The 16,159-nt window shown below is 37.4% G+C and carries 16 protein-coding genes and 1 tRNA gene; 9 read left to right on the forward strand and 8 right to left on the reverse strand.

Annotation, left to right across the window (positions count from 1 at the left end; translation table 11 throughout):
• The first annotated feature begins 52 nt into the window (after window positions 1-52).
• Entirely contained in the window at window positions 53-232 is a 180-nt protein-coding gene (locus KHA97_RS17150) for a hypothetical protein (RefSeq protein ID WP_213125997.1), read from the forward strand.
• A gap of 71 nt (window positions 233-303) precedes the next feature.
• Window positions 304-1,014, forward strand: coding sequence for an EcsC family protein (locus tag KHA97_RS17155; RefSeq protein WP_213125998.1), 711 nt, complete (start codon window positions 304-306; stop codon window positions 1,012-1,014).
• Between the two features lie 431 nt (window positions 1,015-1,445).
• Here KHA97_RS17155 and mprF read toward each other — a convergent pair whose 3' ends face one another.
• Both mprF and KHA97_RS17165 read right to left on the reverse strand, forming a co-directional pair.
• Window positions 1,446-3,983, reverse strand: coding sequence for a bifunctional lysylphosphatidylglycerol flippase/synthetase MprF (mprF, locus tag KHA97_RS17160; protein WP_325167491.1), 2,538 nt, complete (start codon window positions 3,981-3,983; stop codon window positions 1,446-1,448).
• A gap of 96 nt (window positions 3,984-4,079) precedes the next feature.
• A complete protein-coding gene (locus tag KHA97_RS17165) occupies window positions 4,080-4,697 on the reverse strand; it encodes a TetR/AcrR family transcriptional regulator (protein ID WP_213125999.1) in 618 nt (205 codons plus the stop codon).
• 119 nt (window positions 4,698-4,816) lie between these two features.
• Here KHA97_RS17165 and KHA97_RS17170 point away from each other — a divergent pair, with 119 nt between their 5' ends.
• Window positions 4,817-7,057, forward strand: a complete 2,241-nt coding sequence (locus KHA97_RS17170; RefSeq protein WP_213126000.1) for an MMPL family transporter — start codon at window positions 4,817-4,819, stop codon at window positions 7,055-7,057.
• A gap of 39 nt (window positions 7,058-7,096) precedes the next feature.
• On the opposite strand, the gene uvsE is transcribed toward KHA97_RS17170, so the two are convergent.
• The gene (gene uvsE, locus KHA97_RS17175) at window positions 7,097-8,062 is read right to left on the reverse strand and encodes a UV DNA damage repair endonuclease UvsE (protein ID WP_213126001.1); all 966 of its coding nucleotides are present in this window, start codon (window positions 8,060-8,062) and stop codon (window positions 7,097-7,099) included.
• A 56-nt stretch (window positions 8,063-8,118) separates the two neighbouring features.
• Window positions 8,119-9,060, reverse strand: a complete 942-nt coding sequence (locus KHA97_RS17180; RefSeq protein ID WP_213126002.1) for an AEC family transporter — start codon at window positions 9,058-9,060, stop codon at window positions 8,119-8,121.
• Window positions 9,061-9,229: 169 nt separating this feature from the next.
• Here KHA97_RS17180 and KHA97_RS17185 point away from each other — a divergent pair, with 169 nt between their 5' ends.
• The 3 genes from KHA97_RS17185 to mnmH all read left to right on the forward strand — a co-directional run bounded on the left by KHA97_RS17185 (window position 9,230) and on the right by mnmH (window position 11,883).
• Complete coding sequence (locus KHA97_RS17185) at window positions 9,230-9,595, forward strand: carboxymuconolactone decarboxylase family protein (protein ID WP_213126003.1); 366 nt, start codon at window positions 9,230-9,232, stop codon at window positions 9,593-9,595.
• A gap of 154 nt (window positions 9,596-9,749) precedes the next feature.
• Window positions 9,750-10,799, forward strand: coding sequence for a selenide, water dikinase SelD (gene selD, locus KHA97_RS17190; RefSeq protein ID WP_213126004.1), 1,050 nt, complete (start codon window positions 9,750-9,752; stop codon window positions 10,797-10,799).
• Between the two features lie 22 nt (window positions 10,800-10,821).
• Window positions 10,822-11,883 carry a tRNA 2-selenouridine(34) synthase MnmH gene (mnmH, locus tag KHA97_RS17195; protein ID WP_213126005.1) on the forward strand — a complete coding sequence of 354 codons (1,062 nt, stop codon included), beginning with the start codon at window positions 10,822-10,824 and terminating at the stop codon, window positions 11,881-11,883.
• Between the two features lie 175 nt (window positions 11,884-12,058).
• Here the strand turns inward: mnmH and KHA97_RS17200 are convergent, their stop codons facing one another.
• Window positions 12,059-12,403: a DUF898 domain-containing protein gene (locus KHA97_RS17200; RefSeq protein WP_233713610.1), complete on the reverse strand. Its 345-nt coding sequence runs from the start codon at window positions 12,401-12,403 to the stop codon at window positions 12,059-12,061.
• 180 nt (window positions 12,404-12,583) lie between these two features.
• Window positions 12,584-12,802, reverse strand: a complete 219-nt coding sequence (locus KHA97_RS17205) for a hypothetical protein (RefSeq protein WP_213126006.1) — start codon at window positions 12,800-12,802, stop codon at window positions 12,584-12,586.
• Between the two features lie 326 nt (window positions 12,803-13,128).
• Between KHA97_RS17205 and KHA97_RS17210 the strand changes: the two genes are divergently transcribed.
• Window positions 13,129-13,221: transfer RNA gene (locus KHA97_RS17210), tRNA-Ser, on the forward strand.
• A gap of 7 nt (window positions 13,222-13,228) precedes the next feature.
• Here the strand turns inward: KHA97_RS17210 and KHA97_RS17215 are convergent.
• A complete protein-coding gene (locus KHA97_RS17215) occupies window positions 13,229-13,687 on the reverse strand; it encodes a DinB family protein (protein WP_213126007.1) in 459 nt (152 codons plus the stop codon).
• Between the two features lie 113 nt (window positions 13,688-13,800).
• The gene (locus tag KHA97_RS17220; RefSeq protein ID WP_213126008.1) at window positions 13,801-14,148 is read right to left on the reverse strand and encodes a hypothetical protein; all 348 of its coding nucleotides are present in this window, start codon (window positions 14,146-14,148) and stop codon (window positions 13,801-13,803) included.
• 161 nt (window positions 14,149-14,309) lie between these two features.
• On the opposite strand from KHA97_RS17220, the gene KHA97_RS17225 reads away from it, so the two are divergent.
• The gene (locus tag KHA97_RS17225; RefSeq protein WP_213126009.1) at window positions 14,310-15,050 is read left to right on the forward strand and encodes a DUF2161 domain-containing phosphodiesterase; all 741 of its coding nucleotides are present in this window, start codon (window positions 14,310-14,312) and stop codon (window positions 15,048-15,050) included.
• Between the two features lie 21 nt (window positions 15,051-15,071).
• Window positions 15,072-16,022, forward strand: a complete 951-nt coding sequence (locus KHA97_RS17230; protein ID WP_213126010.1) for a hypothetical protein — start codon at window positions 15,072-15,074, stop codon at window positions 16,020-16,022.
• Window positions 16,023-16,159 lie beyond the last annotated feature (137 nt).

Below are 16,159 nucleotides of genomic sequence, written 5' to 3' on the forward strand. Positions count from 1 at the left end.
GATATAAATATATTCTTTATTAAGAACGAATGCGTGAATCAGGAGGATAATAATGGACTTAAAATCGGTCACCCGTTACCAAGAAACGGTAATACGCAATGAAGACTCATCAAAAAGTAGTGTTCACGATAATGAAAAGACCTTAGATCAATTCCTGCAAACCTTACAAAGAATCGAAACGAAAATCGATGTTTTATTGATGCAAAGGGACAAGCAATGCCGCGTTGATTGAACGGGAAGTGAATCTTTTTCGCTTCTAAAGCGTATACTTTTGTACTAACGAACGGAAGAGGTTGGTATGACATGACGGATTATAGTATAAAAGTAGAGGATGAACTACGGGTTTGGAAAGAAAAAATGTTAAAGCAGTCCAGCCTGATTAATCGAATATCGAAAAAAGCACAAACGAAAGTCAATCAACTCATTCCGGAAAAAGTCCATACTGTTGTGACCGAAAGTATAAAAAATATGGTAAAAGCAACACTGGTTGGTTCGGATATAACAACGAAGAAGCACCAAACCTTAGGAATGAGTCTTTACGAGAAGGACGAATTACTGAAAGAAAAATTGTCAACATATCGGAAAACCGCCGTCATTGAAGGGGCTGGAACAGGTGCAGGCGGTATTTTGCTTGGATTAGCTGATTTTCCACTACTCTTGTCAATCGAGATGAAATTTTTATTTGAAGCGGCAGCCATTTACGGCTTCGACACAAACGAATATGAAGAGCGTTTGTTCATTCTTCATGTTTTCCAGCTTGCTTTTTCTAGCGATGAAAAACGGAAAGAAACGTTCCGAATCATTGAAAATTGGGAAGAAGAAAAACAGTTTTTAGCGGATATGGACTGGAAAAAGTTCCAGCAAGAATATCGGGATTATATTGATTTTGTGAAGATGCTGCAACTGATTCCAGGCTTTGGTGCGATTGTTGGAGCATATGCGAACTATAATCTCCTTGACCATCTAGGGGAAACAGCAATGAACGCCTATCGATTAAGGATTTTACAAAACTAAAATAAAGGCCGATTACTACTAAAGTAATCGGCCTTGTATATTTAATAAGAAATATAAAATGGAACTTTGTGGACAACTTTCTAGGCAGGAAGTTGTCGTCTAGCGCAAGCAGCCATCGACTAACAAACTTCTTGCCCTTCTCCCTACGATAAGTCAACATCGGCTTGTTTTGTCTAGCTACAGACGCCAGCCCCTCGAGGTCAAATAACCTGAGGCAATAAAGTCAAAATACGGACTTTTTTGCCTCAGAACATTTGCTTGTCGGGGCTAAGCAGGCGTCTTCCGCTTTTCCAACCTCGCCGTGTTCCTTTATCTCATCGAAGGTCAAGTAAGGAACGTCGACTAAAACCGCCACGTCCTGTGGCGACGTCGACGGACCCACATCCTGTGGGCCTGTACGTCGATGGACAGGCGCTTACGCTTTTGTTTTTTCAATCTCTCTTTTTACTAATTAAGAGCGTAACCTGCGCCATCGTAAACGTTAGAGACGACTTTTTACGATACGCCAAATATTTAGGCTCCCATCTATCTGCATACTTTTCCTTAAAATTTCTTAATCCTTTGAAATGGTACAAAAAGTGACCGTGTAAAAATAATTGCGCAGCCAGTCTTTCGCTTAAAAATGAAAACTTCGATTGACCAACATTTGAAAGTGGGGCCATGCCTAAATTAAATTGACGGTAGCCGGATTCCTTTGCCCATTCAAATAGCGAAATGAAAATAAAATCCATCGTTCCTGAAGGAGCTCCTGGCAAAAAGCGCATCAAATCAACTGAAGCAGTATTCCCTTCGTCGTACATTGGCATAATACTGGCAAAACCAATAATTCCTTCTTTCCCTCTTAAAACAATAATCTTAGACATATTCAAATAATGTTCACCAAAAAAACCGAGTGAGAAGCCTTTTTCGCTCCTGCCATTTAGCCATTTATCCGAAACCTCTTTTAATTCTTGTAAAAGATCTGTCTGGAAGGGAGGATTCAACACCTCTACTAAATAATCTTCCCTTTCAAATTTATTTTTTATCGCTCTTTTTCCCTTCATCTTCTTTCCGGTAAGTGTGAATTCGTCCAAATCGACAAACGCTTCCTCACCTAGCTTGAAAAAATCAAAACCGTATTCATGAAGATGAGGGATCACTTTATTGCTTACTTCATAAAATACAAGCCTATATCCAAAGCGGTCGGCAGTATCAAGAAATTCCTCAATGGCAGAAGGAATTTCTTCTTTATTTCCGACTGGGTCCCCAAGAATAATAATTTTATCAGCATATGTTTGATAGCTAAACAGAACCGTTTCATTTTTATTCCAGAAAAGGAATTTATCGTGTAAAAAAATGAGATGTGATAGGACCGAGCCGTCATATTTCGTAAGGTGTTCTTTAATTTTTTCTTCCTGATGAATCGATGGTTCACTCGTGAAAAGTTTTGGTTTTCGGATAACGTAACCTAATACTAAAATAATACTTGCAATTAGCAGCCCAATAAAACCACTGTAAAATAAATCATGATAATCCGTTATTACAAAGGGGCGAAGTTTAGATGGAATAGTAAATTTTGATGTTGGCAAATTCAAGTAGCCAATGATGATATACATGGCCGTAAAAAATAAGACAACTGCTATATCAATAAGCGCTTTTCCCCATGTCATCACATAACTTTCACGGTAAAAACGTTTTTTCGATATGAATAAAAGTAATGCTACAAACAACATAAAGATTGTTTCTTCATAATCAATTCCTTTTAACACAGAAAAGATCGCTGCAAGCGATAAAACTAAAATCGACAAATGGTAAGCCCTTTTTACCTTGTATTCAATCCCTCTACTCAGTCCCAAAAGGATAAAACCTGCAGCAACCGTCAATTGATGCGAAACTTGCATAATCGGTTGCGACAAAAATTCCTCCGCGATTCGTAGCCTGTACAGAACTCCTGGAACCGCAGCTGAAAGCAGTAGAATAAGTCCAGATATAAAAATAAGGGCAGTCAAGGAAATATGGCTGACTCGCTGAAAGAAAATATTCGGCAAGTTATTCCACGAGCGATTCCATTTATCCCAATACTCTTTAATGAAAAGGACTGCCGCTAGTAGGAAAGGAAAAATAAAATACCCGAGTCGATATAAAATAAGCAAGACGAGTACTTTTTCATCAAGAATTCCAAAGCTTTGCATTCCCCAAAGAAACACGAGGTCAAATGATCCCATCCCTCCAGGTATCATACTGACAATTCCTGCGCATGAAGCGATGATGAAGATGGGGATTAAGTGTGATAATGGAATAGGAATATTTAATAAATACGTCAAATACCAGATGACAATGAACACAGCTGTCCATTCTAGTGCTGAGACAAGTACAAGCTGGCCTTCTATTCGAAGTTTTAAATGCGAGCCACTCTTACGCTTATTTTGCCAAACATATAAAACGATAAAGATTGGTAAATATAAAATGACTACTAAAACCGCAAGCATTAGCCACTTTGTATCTTGAAACAAAGGGAAATTTCTATATCCGATAGGAATAATCCATGATATAAGGGAGATTCCGGTAAGATAAAAAAGCGTGACAGACGCAATTGTTTTCAACAAACCTTGTTTTTCAATATCGTATTTTGTATAAAAATAACTTCTTAGCATTAAGCCAACGAGCCCGCCAAAACCGATAATATTGGAAAAGGTATTCACAATAAATGATTGTTTAATTAATCTCTTTGGGGAAATTTTAACACCCAATAATTTTACAATCACAGTATCGTATAAAAACATAGGTGATACAGCAAAAAGAGCAACAATAAAAAACAAAGCCACTTCCCAAATTTGAAGCTGGCTTACTTCTTGTTGTAGTAAGTTGAAGTCTACACCTCTAACTGACTTTTGAATCTCAACGACAGCTAAAATCAATAAAAGGAGCGGGAATAATATTTTTAGAACTTGAAATAGTTGCTTTTTCTGAATCTTAATAATGGTCAACACCTCATTGCTGCCTAGATATCTCGTCCATTTTAACACTATAAAAAAGAAAAGGCTCATTCTATTAAAGGGAGGAGTGGATTTTAAAATTATTAATAATTAATCTTTACCCAATCCATTCCAATAAAATTCCACAATCTGATCAGCCATTTCTTCAATTGGAAATAGAGGTTTCTCGTGGGAATCTTTATAGTTTCCAATTGTTAACAAAGACACAAAAGCATGAGCGGCGAATTTGGGATCGACTTTGGATATTTCACCTTTTAATATAGCCTCATTAAATGCTTCTTCAAGCACTTTATACATTTGTTCTTCGGCCTCTTTTATTTCTTGTATCTGTTCAGTCGATAAGGAAGCATTGGCCTCTTTAAAAAAACTTGTTAAATCGATATCAATTGTCGCGCGTAAAAAAGTTTTGGAAAATGTATGTAAACGTTCTTTCAATGGGCGATTACCAGACAACAGCTGATTCATTTCTTTTCTGATTCGAACCATCATTTTTACCATGGCATCCGTAAACAATTCAGCCTTGGTTGAATAATGGTAATAAATCGTTGCTTTTGTAACTCCGCATGTCTGAGCAACATCATCCATCGAAACGATTTTATAGCCATGTTCCAGAAACAAGCGGGTAGCAACATCTAGTATAATTTCTTTCGTCGGTTTTGCTTTTTCGTCCTGCCGTGGCCTTCCTATTGGACGTTGTTTCTGTTCCACTATTTTCTCTCCTCGCAACACAAATTATTAATTATTATATCATAAAAAAAATTACTTCTTGATAAATTAACTAACCAGTATATATAATTAAAACAAAAATATGGAGGGAAGTGTTTTGGATGAAACTTCACCCTTTTAATGGATGGGGAAAATACGTTGGGGGCCCATTATCTAGATGGATTACTCTTGCCATTTGGGTGTTATTAACTGTTGTCTTATCTTTTGCATGGCCGGCGGTCAATGAAGTAGAGGATGATGCCGCTGAAGATCTTCCTGCTTCAACCATGTCACAACAGGCAAATGCCCTGATCAATATGGAATTTCCCAATGATGCTGGAAACCCTGTTTTGATTGTCTGGCATAGAGATGACAAACTTACAGAACTGGATTTTGAAGCTATCCAAACATTATATTCGTCGTTACAAGATAAACCGTTAAAAATGCAAAAAACTTTACCTCCGCTCGGAAATATCCCAGTTCCCGCACTATCTCAAAGTGCGTCCGAAGATGGTACATCCATTGTGACTCCTATTTTTTTCGGAAAAAGCGCAGGAACGGAAATTTTACAAGATAATATGGATTCATTGGAAAAAATCATAAAACAAACGTTAAATGGAGATCCTTTTGGGAAGAAACTTACAGAGACGGGACTTCATGTACGTTTATCTGGACCTGTAGGTATACAGACTGATGCAGTAAACTTGTTTAGCCAAGCAGATGTTAAATTATTGATTGCAACGGTACTGTTAGTTTTGATTTTATTAATTCTTCTGTATCGGTCTCCATTCATGGCCATTATTCCTTTAATTGTGGTGGGCTTTGCATATGGTGTAATCAGTCCTATTCTTGGGTTTCTAGCAGATCATGGTTGGATTACCGTAGACGCCCAAGGAGTTTCCATTATGACGGTACTATTGTTTGGAGCAGGAACCGACTATTGTCTGTTCTTAATTTCAAGATATCGGGACACTTTGCTTTATGAAGAAAACAAGTTTAAAGCTCTTCAAGCAGCAATCAAGGAATCTAGCGGAGCCATTACGATGAGTGCATTGACCGTTGTAATTGGACTAGGAACGCTTGGACTTGCTCATTACGGCTCTTTTCATCGATTTGCTGTACCCTTTAGTTTAGCTGTTCTTTTGATGGGGATAGCTGCATTAACTCTTCTCCCTGCTTTACTTGCGATATTTGGAAGAGGAGCTTTCTATCCTTTTATCCCTAGAACAACAAAAATGACAGAGGCATTATCCATAAAAAAAGGAAAAACAATTAAACAAAGGAAAGAGAATGGGAGAATTAGTAAAGGGTTAGGACGAATCGTTACTCGTCGGCCCTGGACGATTATACTAATTGCCTTGATCCTGCTAGGAGGTCTAGCCTCTTTTGTTCCGCGCATTCATTATACGTATGATTTATTGGCATCCTTTCCAAAAGATATGCCTTCAAGAGAGGGCTTTGACATAATTTCCAGCCATTTCTCAGCTGGTGAACTTGCACCTGTCAACATTGTGATAGATACAAAAGGTAAGCAAGAGCCATGGATGGAAAGGTTAGAAAGCATTCCATTTATTGCAGATGTGGCGGAGCCAATGCAAGGAAAAAGCAATTCACAGTTATTTTTATATGAAGCATCGTTAAAAGAAAATCCTTATTCATTAGAGGCGATCAATCGCATCCCAGAGTTACAGGACCAACTGAAAGAAATACTAGATAAAGCAGGAATAAAAGATGCAGAAAATCACTTTTGGATTGGGGGAGAAACAGCTGCTCTTTATGATACAAAAGTGACAACGGACAGAGACCAATCTGTCATTATTCCAGTCATGATCGGTATTATCTCTTTATTGCTTTTATTATACTTGCGTTCTCTAACTGCAATGGTCTATTTAGTGGCGACCGTTGTTCTATCATTCTTTTCTGCACTCGGGGCAGGATGGATTATCCTTCACTATGGTTTAGGAGATCCTGCGATTCAAGGAATCATTCCGTTGTACGCTTTCGTATTTCTAGTCGCTCTTGGAGAAGACTACAATATTTTTATGGTTTCAGAAATATGGAAGAACAAACGAAAACAAAACCATCGTGAAGCAGTTTCCAGTGGTGTTATCCAAACAGGAAGTGTTATTACATCAGCAGGTTTGATTTTGGCGGGTACTTTTGCAGTATTGACAACACTTCCGATTCAGATCCTTGTTCAATTTGGAATTATCACTGCGATAGGTGTCCTACTCGATACATTTATTGTGCGGCCCCTTCTTGTACCGGCTATTACAACAGTCCTTGGGCGCTACGCCTTTTGGCCAGGTAAGCTATGGAAAAAGAAAGAAGTTTCAACTGAAAATTCATCCGTTTCATCATGACATGTGAATTCCGGGCATCCTTGTGATTCTCGGAATTCTTTACTTTAAATAAAAGGAAGAACCATCCACAATTTCAACATCCTTTCTATTTCTACAATCATCCATTAACTTAAACAATGCATCATCCTTTTTCTTTGCCTCGATCATACAGTCAATTTGAGGGACAGTCCCTTTTATTTCGTTTAAAAAAGTGAAAAACATTTCAATATCCAAATAATCTGAATGATGACGAAAAGCCTTATCACTTTTAGGACTTGATATATGCATTTTTATAGGAAATGGAGAGGCTGTCCATGTTTGGATAACTCGTTCCCAATTGGATTGCCAATCATAATGTTGATGGTGGGCCAGGTGATGGTGATAATCAAATACAAGAGGAATCCCAAGTTTTTCACATAAGTATAGGGTGTCTTCCATCGTAAATGACGTGTCATCATTTTCGAGCATGATCATTTTTTGTATTCCTTGAGGGACAACCATCCAATTTTCGACAAAGCGTTCTAGAGATTTCTCCGTATCCTTGTAGTTTCCTCCAACATGCATGACACAGCGATGGGTCGGATTTAGCCCCATCCCCTTAAGTAACAAATAATGGTGTTTTAATGTATGAACGGAATTTCTCAAAACATCAGGCTTCAAAGAATTAATAAGAACAAAATGGTCCGGATGAAAATCAACTCTTAATCTATGTTCTTTTACGAATTGTCCGATTTCACGTAACTTTTCCCGAATGGGGGCCAAATAATCCCAATCTTGAAGTGCTTCATGGGTCGCCAAAGGAATTAGACGTGATGTCATTCGATAAAAATGAATATCGTATGCAACGTTATGCCTTAAAAGGCGTAATGTATTATGCAAGTTGGCTAATGCGATTTGCTCCAATTTACGAATAGCTGCCTCACGATCCTTTAGTTTTTGGAAATTTGCAAATGTCATTGTTTTAGATGGAGAAGCATTTTGAAGCTCCATGCTTAAAGCCACATAGCCAAGACGAACAAGTGTCATTGTTTCCACCTCCATTTTTAGTATGGAAAAATGGAGGTTTGTTAAACAAGAAAAATTTATATCTGGTATAAAACGGATAATAGAAAGTAAAGCAAGGGGATTGTCAGTATGCACAACAATGTAGTCAATAACACCCCGGTAGAAGCAAAAAGTGTGTCACCACCGTATTTTTGTGCATAGAACGAAATCGTAGGAGCGGATGGCATTCCTGAAATGATGATGGCAATCAACAATAAAGAAGATGGAGTTGATATGGCCATAAAAGGAAACAAGCATAAAGGGATAAAAATTAATTTTGTCATTGCCGACTTCCATAAGTAAAAATTATTTAATAGTGAAGACACATCTTTATAATGTACTTTGGCAAGTAGGGATCCAATCATTATCATGGAAAGTGGAATGGTCATTTTGCCAACACTTTCTAATGATCTAGAAATTATGTCAGGCCAACTAACAGGAAGGAATAATACGAATAGTCCAATAAAAGTTGCAAGGATTCCTGGGTTCAAAAAAATCTTGTTCCAATGGATTCGTTCTTGATCCTTAGTAAAAATATGCACACCATAAGTCCAAATTAAAATTAAATAACATATATTAAACATCGTTAAATAAATAATTCCTTGTTCTTTTAGGAGGATAAAGCTAATAGCATAACCTATAAAACCTTGGTTTCCAAATATAGTTAGACCTTCATAAACATTTTTCTGCTTCTCTGGCAGTTGAGATCTCTTTCTCATTTTGGCAGCAAGTAAAATAGAGATGACTAGTATATATATGGACATAAAAACGAGCCAAAGTAATTCGTGGATAACTTGTACTGAAAAAGGAATATCCAACGAAAATAAAATAAGAGCAGGTAATGTAATATATAGAACAAGCTGAGTTAAAACTTCATCAGAATACTCATTTAAAATACCCCGTTTTCGTGCGATAAATCCAACTAAAGCAATCATATAAAGAACGAGCATTTCTTGTATAAAAGATCCTCCTGTAGTCATCATCATTCCTCCCTGTAGCCTACTGTATGAATTCTACAATTAAAAAGTTCATAAACTTGGAAAGGCGATATAAAGAGAGAATACAACCTTTGTTTTTGTATCGGTTTTTCCTTGGATAAGAAGAGCCTAATTGCTTCATACTAACTAAAAAATAGGGAGTGAATTGATTATGGAACATCAACATGAAACTTCGATTGAACAACATTTAATTCATTATAAAGAAGGGCTTGGCAATTACCAAAAAAGCATGCCTGAGCTAGTTAGTGCCTTCAATCACTTTACAGAAACAGCCTTTAGTGAGGGGGAAATACCACAAAAGTACAAGCAATTAATGGCTTTATGTATCAGTATTTATTCGCAAAATGAGCATTGTATGATATATCATACGAAGGGTTGTGTAGATAATGGGTGTACAGAGCAAGAGATAATGGAGAGTATCGGTGTTGCCGCTGCCATCGGTGGGGGAGCAGTGATGAGCCAAGCTGCTACAATTGTAAGAGACAGTATGAGTCAGTTAAAGCAACAAAGTCACTAAGTAATCAATGAGTGGTGGGTAGTCTAATTAGACTACCCACTTTCTTTTTTTAAAATTGATGCCAATTCGAAAAATCCATTCTAATTGCTAGGAATTCTATCATCGAAGTTTTAATATTAAAGTATAATGTCCAGCAAAGAAAGGTTGGTGCCATATGGAGCACTCTAATACAATTAAACTTACTTCACTATCATCAAAAGGTGGCTGCGGCTGTAAAATAGGTCCTGCTGATTTAGCGGAGGTCATACGAATGCTTCCTCCTGCTGCCCAAAACCCTGATTTACTTGTTGGTCTTGATACGAGTGATGATGCAGGAGTATATAAATTAAATGATGATTTAGCAATCGTGCAGACTCTCGATTTTTTTACTCCTATTGTGGATGACCCTTATTCTTTTGGACAAGTTGCTGCAGCAAATGCGATAAGCGACATTTACGCAATGGGAGGAAAGCCACTTACCGCCCTTAATATCGTGGCATTTCCAATTGCTACATTAGATAAACGTATTTTAGCGGAAATCTTAAGGGGAGCGGCTGATAAGTTGCAGGAAGCTGGAGCTACCCTCGTTGGCGGTCATTCCATAGATGATAAAGAACCGAAATTCGGTCTAGCTGTAACCGGTTTGGTGCATCCTGATAAGGTCCGAACAAATGCCGGCGCAAAACCTGGAGACAAGTTAATATTAACAAAGCCGATAGGGGTTGGAATATTAACTTCTTCACTTAAAAAAGGTTTGTTAAATCAAGATGAAATTGAACGTGTGACAAAAGTAATGACAACCTTAAATAAAAGAGCAGCAGAAACAATGGAATCCTTTAACGTTCATGCTTGTACTGATGTAACAGGGTTCGGACTGCTTGGTCACTCATTGGAAATGGCGAAAGGAAGCGGTGTAGGGATTCGGATCGTGAAAGAGGAAGTTCCTATTTTAGAAAAGGTGCGGGAGTTGGCAGAACAGGGCGTCATCCCTGGTGGAACAAAAAACAACTTTGCTCATATACAAGCTTCTGTATCTTTTCCCGAAAATATGGATACAATTGACCAATGGATTTTATGTGATGCCGTTACTTCAGGAGGTTTGTTAATCTCTGTTGAAGGAGAAGAGGCGGAAGAACTTTTGTCTAAACTCATTAAGGCAGGGGTCGAAGCTGCGATCATCGGCGAAATAACGGAAGAGCATTCAGGTAAAATTGTAGTGACTTGAAGTTGTGAGGGGAAATGATTATATGTTCCGAGATATAACAGTTGAAGACATGATGGTATTAAGGGAAAAAGGGAAGAATGTGCTTATTGATGTTCGATCCCCTTCTGAGTTCAATCATTCCACCATTCCAGGCAGCTTAAATATTCCATTGTTTAATGATGAGGAAAGAGCAGAAGTCGGGACATTATACAAGCAAGTAAGTCCGGAAGCAGCTCAAGAGCGCGGGCTTGAAATTGTGTCTGCAAAGCTCCCTGATTTTATAAAAGCATTTAAACAATTAGATAAAGAGATAACCGTTTTTTGTTGGCGTGGAGGCATGAGAAGTAAAACATCTGCAACCGTCTTAGATTTGATGAATGTAAAGGTGAATCGATTGCAGGGGGGAGTCCGCGCATATCGAAAATGGGTTGTCAATAAAACAGAGAGAATGGATCTTCCGCAGAAAGCTTATGTTCTTAATGGAAATACAGGGACAGGGAAAACGCTCATTTTACGAACACTTCAGAAGGAAGGCTACCCAGTAATTGATCTAGAAGAAATGGCCAATCATCGAGGATCCATATTTGGCCAAATCGGATTGCAGCCGCATAATCAAAAAACGTTTGATTCCCTTTTAATAGAACGCTTAGAGCAATTAAAAGATTCATCGTATGTATTGTTTGAAGGAGAAAGCAAACGAATTGGAAGAGCGGTATTGCCAGATGCCTTTAGTGATTTTAAAGAAAAAGGGATACAAATATTTATAGAAATGCCAATAGAGGAAAGGATCCAACATATTCTGGAGGACTATCAACCTTGGAAATACAAAGGGGAATGTATGGAGGCATTTCGGAAAATAAAATCTCGCATCCACACTCCAATAGCAGCCCAAATAGAGGAAGGTTTAAAAACGGAGGAATTTTCTTTAGTAGTAAAACTACTATTAGAGTATTATTACGATCCCCGTTACAAATTTTCAGCCGACCAATATCCAGATAGTCATAAAGTAACGTTACAAGTTCAAAATGTAGGCGAGGCGGTTGAGAAGATTAAAAATTTGATTGGTCAGAGTTCGCAAAAGGGAAAAAGAGTGGCTTCTATTTGAGTGGATGCGTTTATATAAGTCACGAATTACTATTGATGCCCTTAGGTGAAGGGTAGAAAGAGTACTAAGGTCACCTAACGCTGTATTTGTGCCCTTAGTGAAGGAAAAAGAGTACTGAAGGTCACCAATCCTATATTGGTGACCTTCGTAGATAAAAAAGTAATGTTAAGTCCCCTTAATTGGCAAAAGTAGTATTGCGAGCTTTCCAGTCTTCTAGCTTTATGAACACCCAGAAACCATAGATTCCGAAAGTTATAAGTGTAAAGAACCACCATTTGATCCAATGACCAAATAAACCGATTGCGGAGCCGTGAAACTTCATACGTTTGCCCTCAATAACAGTATGATTAATCTTCCATCCATAAATCATTGTAATTGACCATGGGTAACAAATACCAATAGTGCAAACGGTTACAATAATACCAAGGATAACCCATCCTATATATTGAAAAAGTCCGCCGTCGAAATATGAGCTTCTTCCTTTCCCTATTTCTAGATTCCCTTGATTGTTTGTTGTCAATGATATCCCTCCACTTATTTTTAAAATTCCAACTTCTACTAGTGATAACTCTTGCTATATATACTTGTTTATTCGACAAATTGTAGGTAAATCCTCCTAAAAATGAGGGGAATATTACCTATGAAAAAGTAAACAAAAGAAGAAGATACAGAATTACCCGTATCTTCTTCTGCTCTTTACTTAGTACTTCTTCTTGTGGTGATGCTTATGATGGCCATAGTGCGTCATGTGATAAGGTGAGATAGCTTGATTCTGAAGCTGAATCTGGGTTTGATCTAATCCATAATGATGGTGCCCATGATGATGCCCATGATGGTGGTGCCCATGATGATGGTACCCATGGTGATGATGTCCATAATGCTGCATTGGATAACCTTGGTAACCCATAGGGTAGCCCATAGGCATTCCTGGATATCCGTAAAATTGTCTTTCCATTTAATCACCTCGATGTTATATTCTCTATCCAGTTTATGTCCAAGGGCAAAAGATGAAACCTGTCATAACTGGAAATGGGTGAAAAACGGTGATTTTGGGGAAAACGCCGATAAATAAGTTGGGCAGATGTTACAAAAAATATGCAATTTTACCAAAATTCTTATGAGAAAAATCATTTGAAAGGATTATAAAAAAGTATTATTATTTTTATGTAAGCTCTATGCTGTGTAGGACAGTTAGTAGGGAAGGGGTCGTAGGTTCAAGTCCTATCACCAGCATCCCGCATATTTGGAGAAGTACCCAAGTCTGGCTGAAGGGGACGCACTCGAAATGCGTTAGGGCGGGCAACTGCCGCGTGGGTTCGAATCCCACCTTCTCCGCCATTAAAAACTAGATTAATTTCTTGATATCCAAAATGGTTTGTAAATGCATTCCTTCATGAAAAATCGTACGAATCAGTACTTGTTCAATCGTATGCATCCCCATTTCTGTAGGTGAAAATTTCTCTTCTAATCTATTTCCGTACTCTCTTTTTATTTCATTAGGCTGGTTTTCTAATAGAATTTTAAGTTCATCGAAAGAAGGAGTTTCATTTGTAAAATTCTTAGGTGATGTTCCAAATCCAAACCATTTATTGAATTCTTCCGGTACAGCTGTTTCCTCTTTAGTTACAGCTTGAATCCATAAATATTGGTCAAGATAAAGATGCCCTAAGTTCCAACGGATATTATTATTGAATCCTGCTGGTATGATCTCTGCCTTTTCTTCTGAAACATCTTTCAAAACGCTTAACACATAACTTCGATACGTTTCCAGCTGTTTAAATAATATGTCATGCCTTTGCTCCATATAAAAAACACCTCTTTGCGTTTAATACCCATTACATTCAAGTAAATAATCTCTTTTTCCTGCATAAAATCAAAAAGCTCTGATCTCAAAAAAAGATCAGAGCTTTTCGTTTACTATTTTTCTGGACGGAAAATCTTGTTATAAGTCAGACGATCTTCTTCAAGATCTCTGATTTGTAAGATATTTCTTGTCTTTAAATAAAAACTTTTAAAGCTTTTTCCATTCTCATTTTCAAACAAAATGACACGCTCATCATCATTGTCGCTTTCGAGGCTTTCTTTGTATGTAGCGCTAGGAATATATTCTTTGACAATGGAATATTCAGGGTACTTTGCTAATTCGCTTGTTTCGGATGCGTTATTTTCTACCGCGGCATCCTTTTTTTCTGCAGGTTTTTCATTGTTGCTGCAGGCAGCTGTTAGCAATAAAGTACCCATAATGATAAATAATAGTTTCTTCATGTTGTCATCTCCGTTTTTCTTTTTGAAATTTTTCCAAAAATAAATCCCAGACATTTATAATTGGATTAGGCCTTTTGATATAATAACTCGTTTAAAATTATATTGCAATATCTTTGCTTGATTGTTCAAAATTCTTTAAAAAAGAAAAAGTAGGCGAAATTATGGGAAAAATCTTAGAAGTCGATTTATTTTATCCAATTCAAAATTATTTTAAAATAATAGGCTATGAAGTTTATGGAGAGGTGCACCATTGTGATGTGGTTGCCATAAAGGATGATCACTTAATCATTGTTGAATTAAAGCGATCCTTAAATATTGATCTCCTTATCCAAGCTACAAAAAGGCAGCGCCTTACGGATACGGTTTATATAGCAATTCCAAAACCTAAATTTAGTTTACGAACAAAAAAGTGGAAGGATATTTGTTACTTGGTTAGACGATTAGAACTAGGACTTATTGTTGTTTCGTTTCAAAAGTCAGGTGCATTTGCCGAGGTTAAAATAGATCCCGGTCCTTTCGATCGAAATAAAAGCATGCAGTTTAGCAAGAAAAGAAGAGAGAATCTTATTAAAGAAATAAAAGGAAGGCACGGAGATTACAATGTGGGAGGCAGTACTCAGACAAAAATAATGACGGCTTATAAAGAAAATTGCATTCATATTGCATGCTGTCTAGAACATTTTGGTCCACTCTCTCCAAAAAACTTGAGAGAATTGGGAACGGGAGATAAAACTCCTTCCATCCTTCATAAAAATTATTATGGCTGGTTTGAAAGAGTAAAAAGAGGGACATATATCATTAGTGAAAAAGGAAAAAACGAATTGAAGTCGTATCCAGAAACCAGGAATTATTATTATGGAATAATCAGTAAGACTGAAACTTCTTCCTTTAATACCCCGTAAAATATGTAAGGGGGTGTCTCTATGAGGCAAGATATATACGAACGGCAATTGGAACTGACGACGAAAAGATCTGAACGAGATCGTATTAAGCGTCGCTTAGATGGAGCAGAAAGAAGATTACATGAAGCAATTGCAATGCGAGATAGGCTATATCGACAATTAACTAAGGAACAACAAGATATCATTAAGCTCGGGAAGTTTTCATTTATGAATAAAATAAAGTCATGGACGGGAAAATGGGACGAACAGATGGAGAAGGAGTTGTCCGAGGCTGCCGAAGCGGAATTAAAATATAATGAAGCAGAAAAGACAGTAATGGACCTTAAAGCAGAGACGGAGAGTTTGCAAAAGGAAATGCAAAATCCTGACTTTTTATACATTGATGAGGATTGGACGGACTTTTTAAAAGAAAAGGAAGCTTGGATAAGACAAAATGACTCGATTGCCAGCAGTACCCTGCAAAAGATTGCAGATGAGAGAGTAACGCTTAAATCCATACTGCGTGAAATAGGAGAAGCGCAAGATGCAGGGCGTAATGCAATGCATTTGCTCAATGCCGCTCTTGATCAGTTAGGTTCCGCCGAAGGAACATCGTTGTGGGATACATTTTTAGGTGGAGGGATTATTGTATCCGCCATCAAATATTCCCAAATTAATAGTTCCGATGATCTGATCCATCGTGCGCAGCGAGCTTTACGCCTTTTTGAAACTGAATTGATGGATGTGCAAAACGTTACAACGGAATCACTCACAATTAATAAAAAAGATTTTTACAATTTTACAGATATATTTTTTGATAATATCTTTTCCGATTGGGCTGTTCATTCGCGGATAACTGATGCAAAAGGTAAGCTAAAGCAGGTCCTTCATGAAGTGCGTCGTATCCAAGATGGATTGTCCAGAAAACGAGATGAGATCAATCATCAACTGCAAAGATTAGATACTCAGGAACAGGACATTGTTATTTCATAATATATGCAAATACTAACACGTATGAAAAAAATCCACATTTTCATACGTGTTTTTTATGTGTAGGGTTTTGTCTTTGTTTTTGCGTTTATATATATGACATGTACAAGTTAACAAAAATCAGTCTCTGGTCTTAGTCA

Origin of the sequence: Lederbergia citri (genome assembly GCF_018343625.1) — a bacterium.
Lineage (GTDB): Bacteria > Bacillota > Bacilli > Bacillales > Bacillaceae_C > Lederbergia > Lederbergia citri.

What these genes read in the sequence shown, in the direction of transcription:
- KHA97_RS17150 (WP_213125997.1), top strand. Translation starts at nt 53, where the DNA reads ATGGACTTAAAATCGGTCACCCGTTACCAAGAAACGGTAATACGCAAT.
- KHA97_RS17155 (WP_213125998.1), top strand. Translation starts at nt 304, where the DNA reads ATGACGGATTATAGTATAAAAGTAGAGGATGAACTACGGGTTTGGAAA.
- KHA97_RS17170 (WP_213126000.1), top strand. Translation starts at nt 4,817, where the DNA reads ATGAAACTTCACCCTTTTAATGGATGGGGAAAATACGTTGGGGGCCCA.
- uvsE (WP_213126001.1), bottom strand. Translation starts at nt 8,062, where the DNA reads ATGACACTTGTTCGTCTTGGCTATGTGGCTTTAAGCATGGAGCTTCAA.
- KHA97_RS17180 (WP_213126002.1), bottom strand. Translation starts at nt 9,060, where the DNA reads ATGACTACAGGAGGATCTTTTATACAAGAAATGCTCGTTCTTTATATG.
- KHA97_RS17185 (WP_213126003.1), top strand. Translation starts at nt 9,230, where the DNA reads ATGGAACATCAACATGAAACTTCGATTGAACAACATTTAATTCATTAT.
- selD (WP_213126004.1), top strand. Translation starts at nt 9,750, where the DNA reads ATGGAGCACTCTAATACAATTAAACTTACTTCACTATCATCAAAAGGT.
- mnmH (WP_213126005.1), top strand. Translation starts at nt 10,822, where the DNA reads ATGTTCCGAGATATAACAGTTGAAGACATGATGGTATTAAGGGAAAAA.
- KHA97_RS17205 (WP_213126006.1), bottom strand. Translation starts at nt 12,802, where the DNA reads ATGGGCTACCCTATGGGTTACCAAGGTTATCCAATGCAGCATTATGGA.
- KHA97_RS17215 (WP_213126007.1), bottom strand. Translation starts at nt 13,687, where the DNA reads ATGGAGCAAAGGCATGACATATTATTTAAACAGCTGGAAACGTATCGA.
- KHA97_RS17220 (WP_213126008.1), bottom strand. Translation starts at nt 14,148, where the DNA reads ATGAAGAAACTATTATTTATCATTATGGGTACTTTATTGCTAACAGCT.
- KHA97_RS17225 (WP_213126009.1), top strand. Translation starts at nt 14,310, where the DNA reads ATGGGAAAAATCTTAGAAGTCGATTTATTTTATCCAATTCAAAATTAT.
- KHA97_RS17230 (WP_213126010.1), top strand. Translation starts at nt 15,072, where the DNA reads ATGAGGCAAGATATATACGAACGGCAATTGGAACTGACGACGAAAAGA.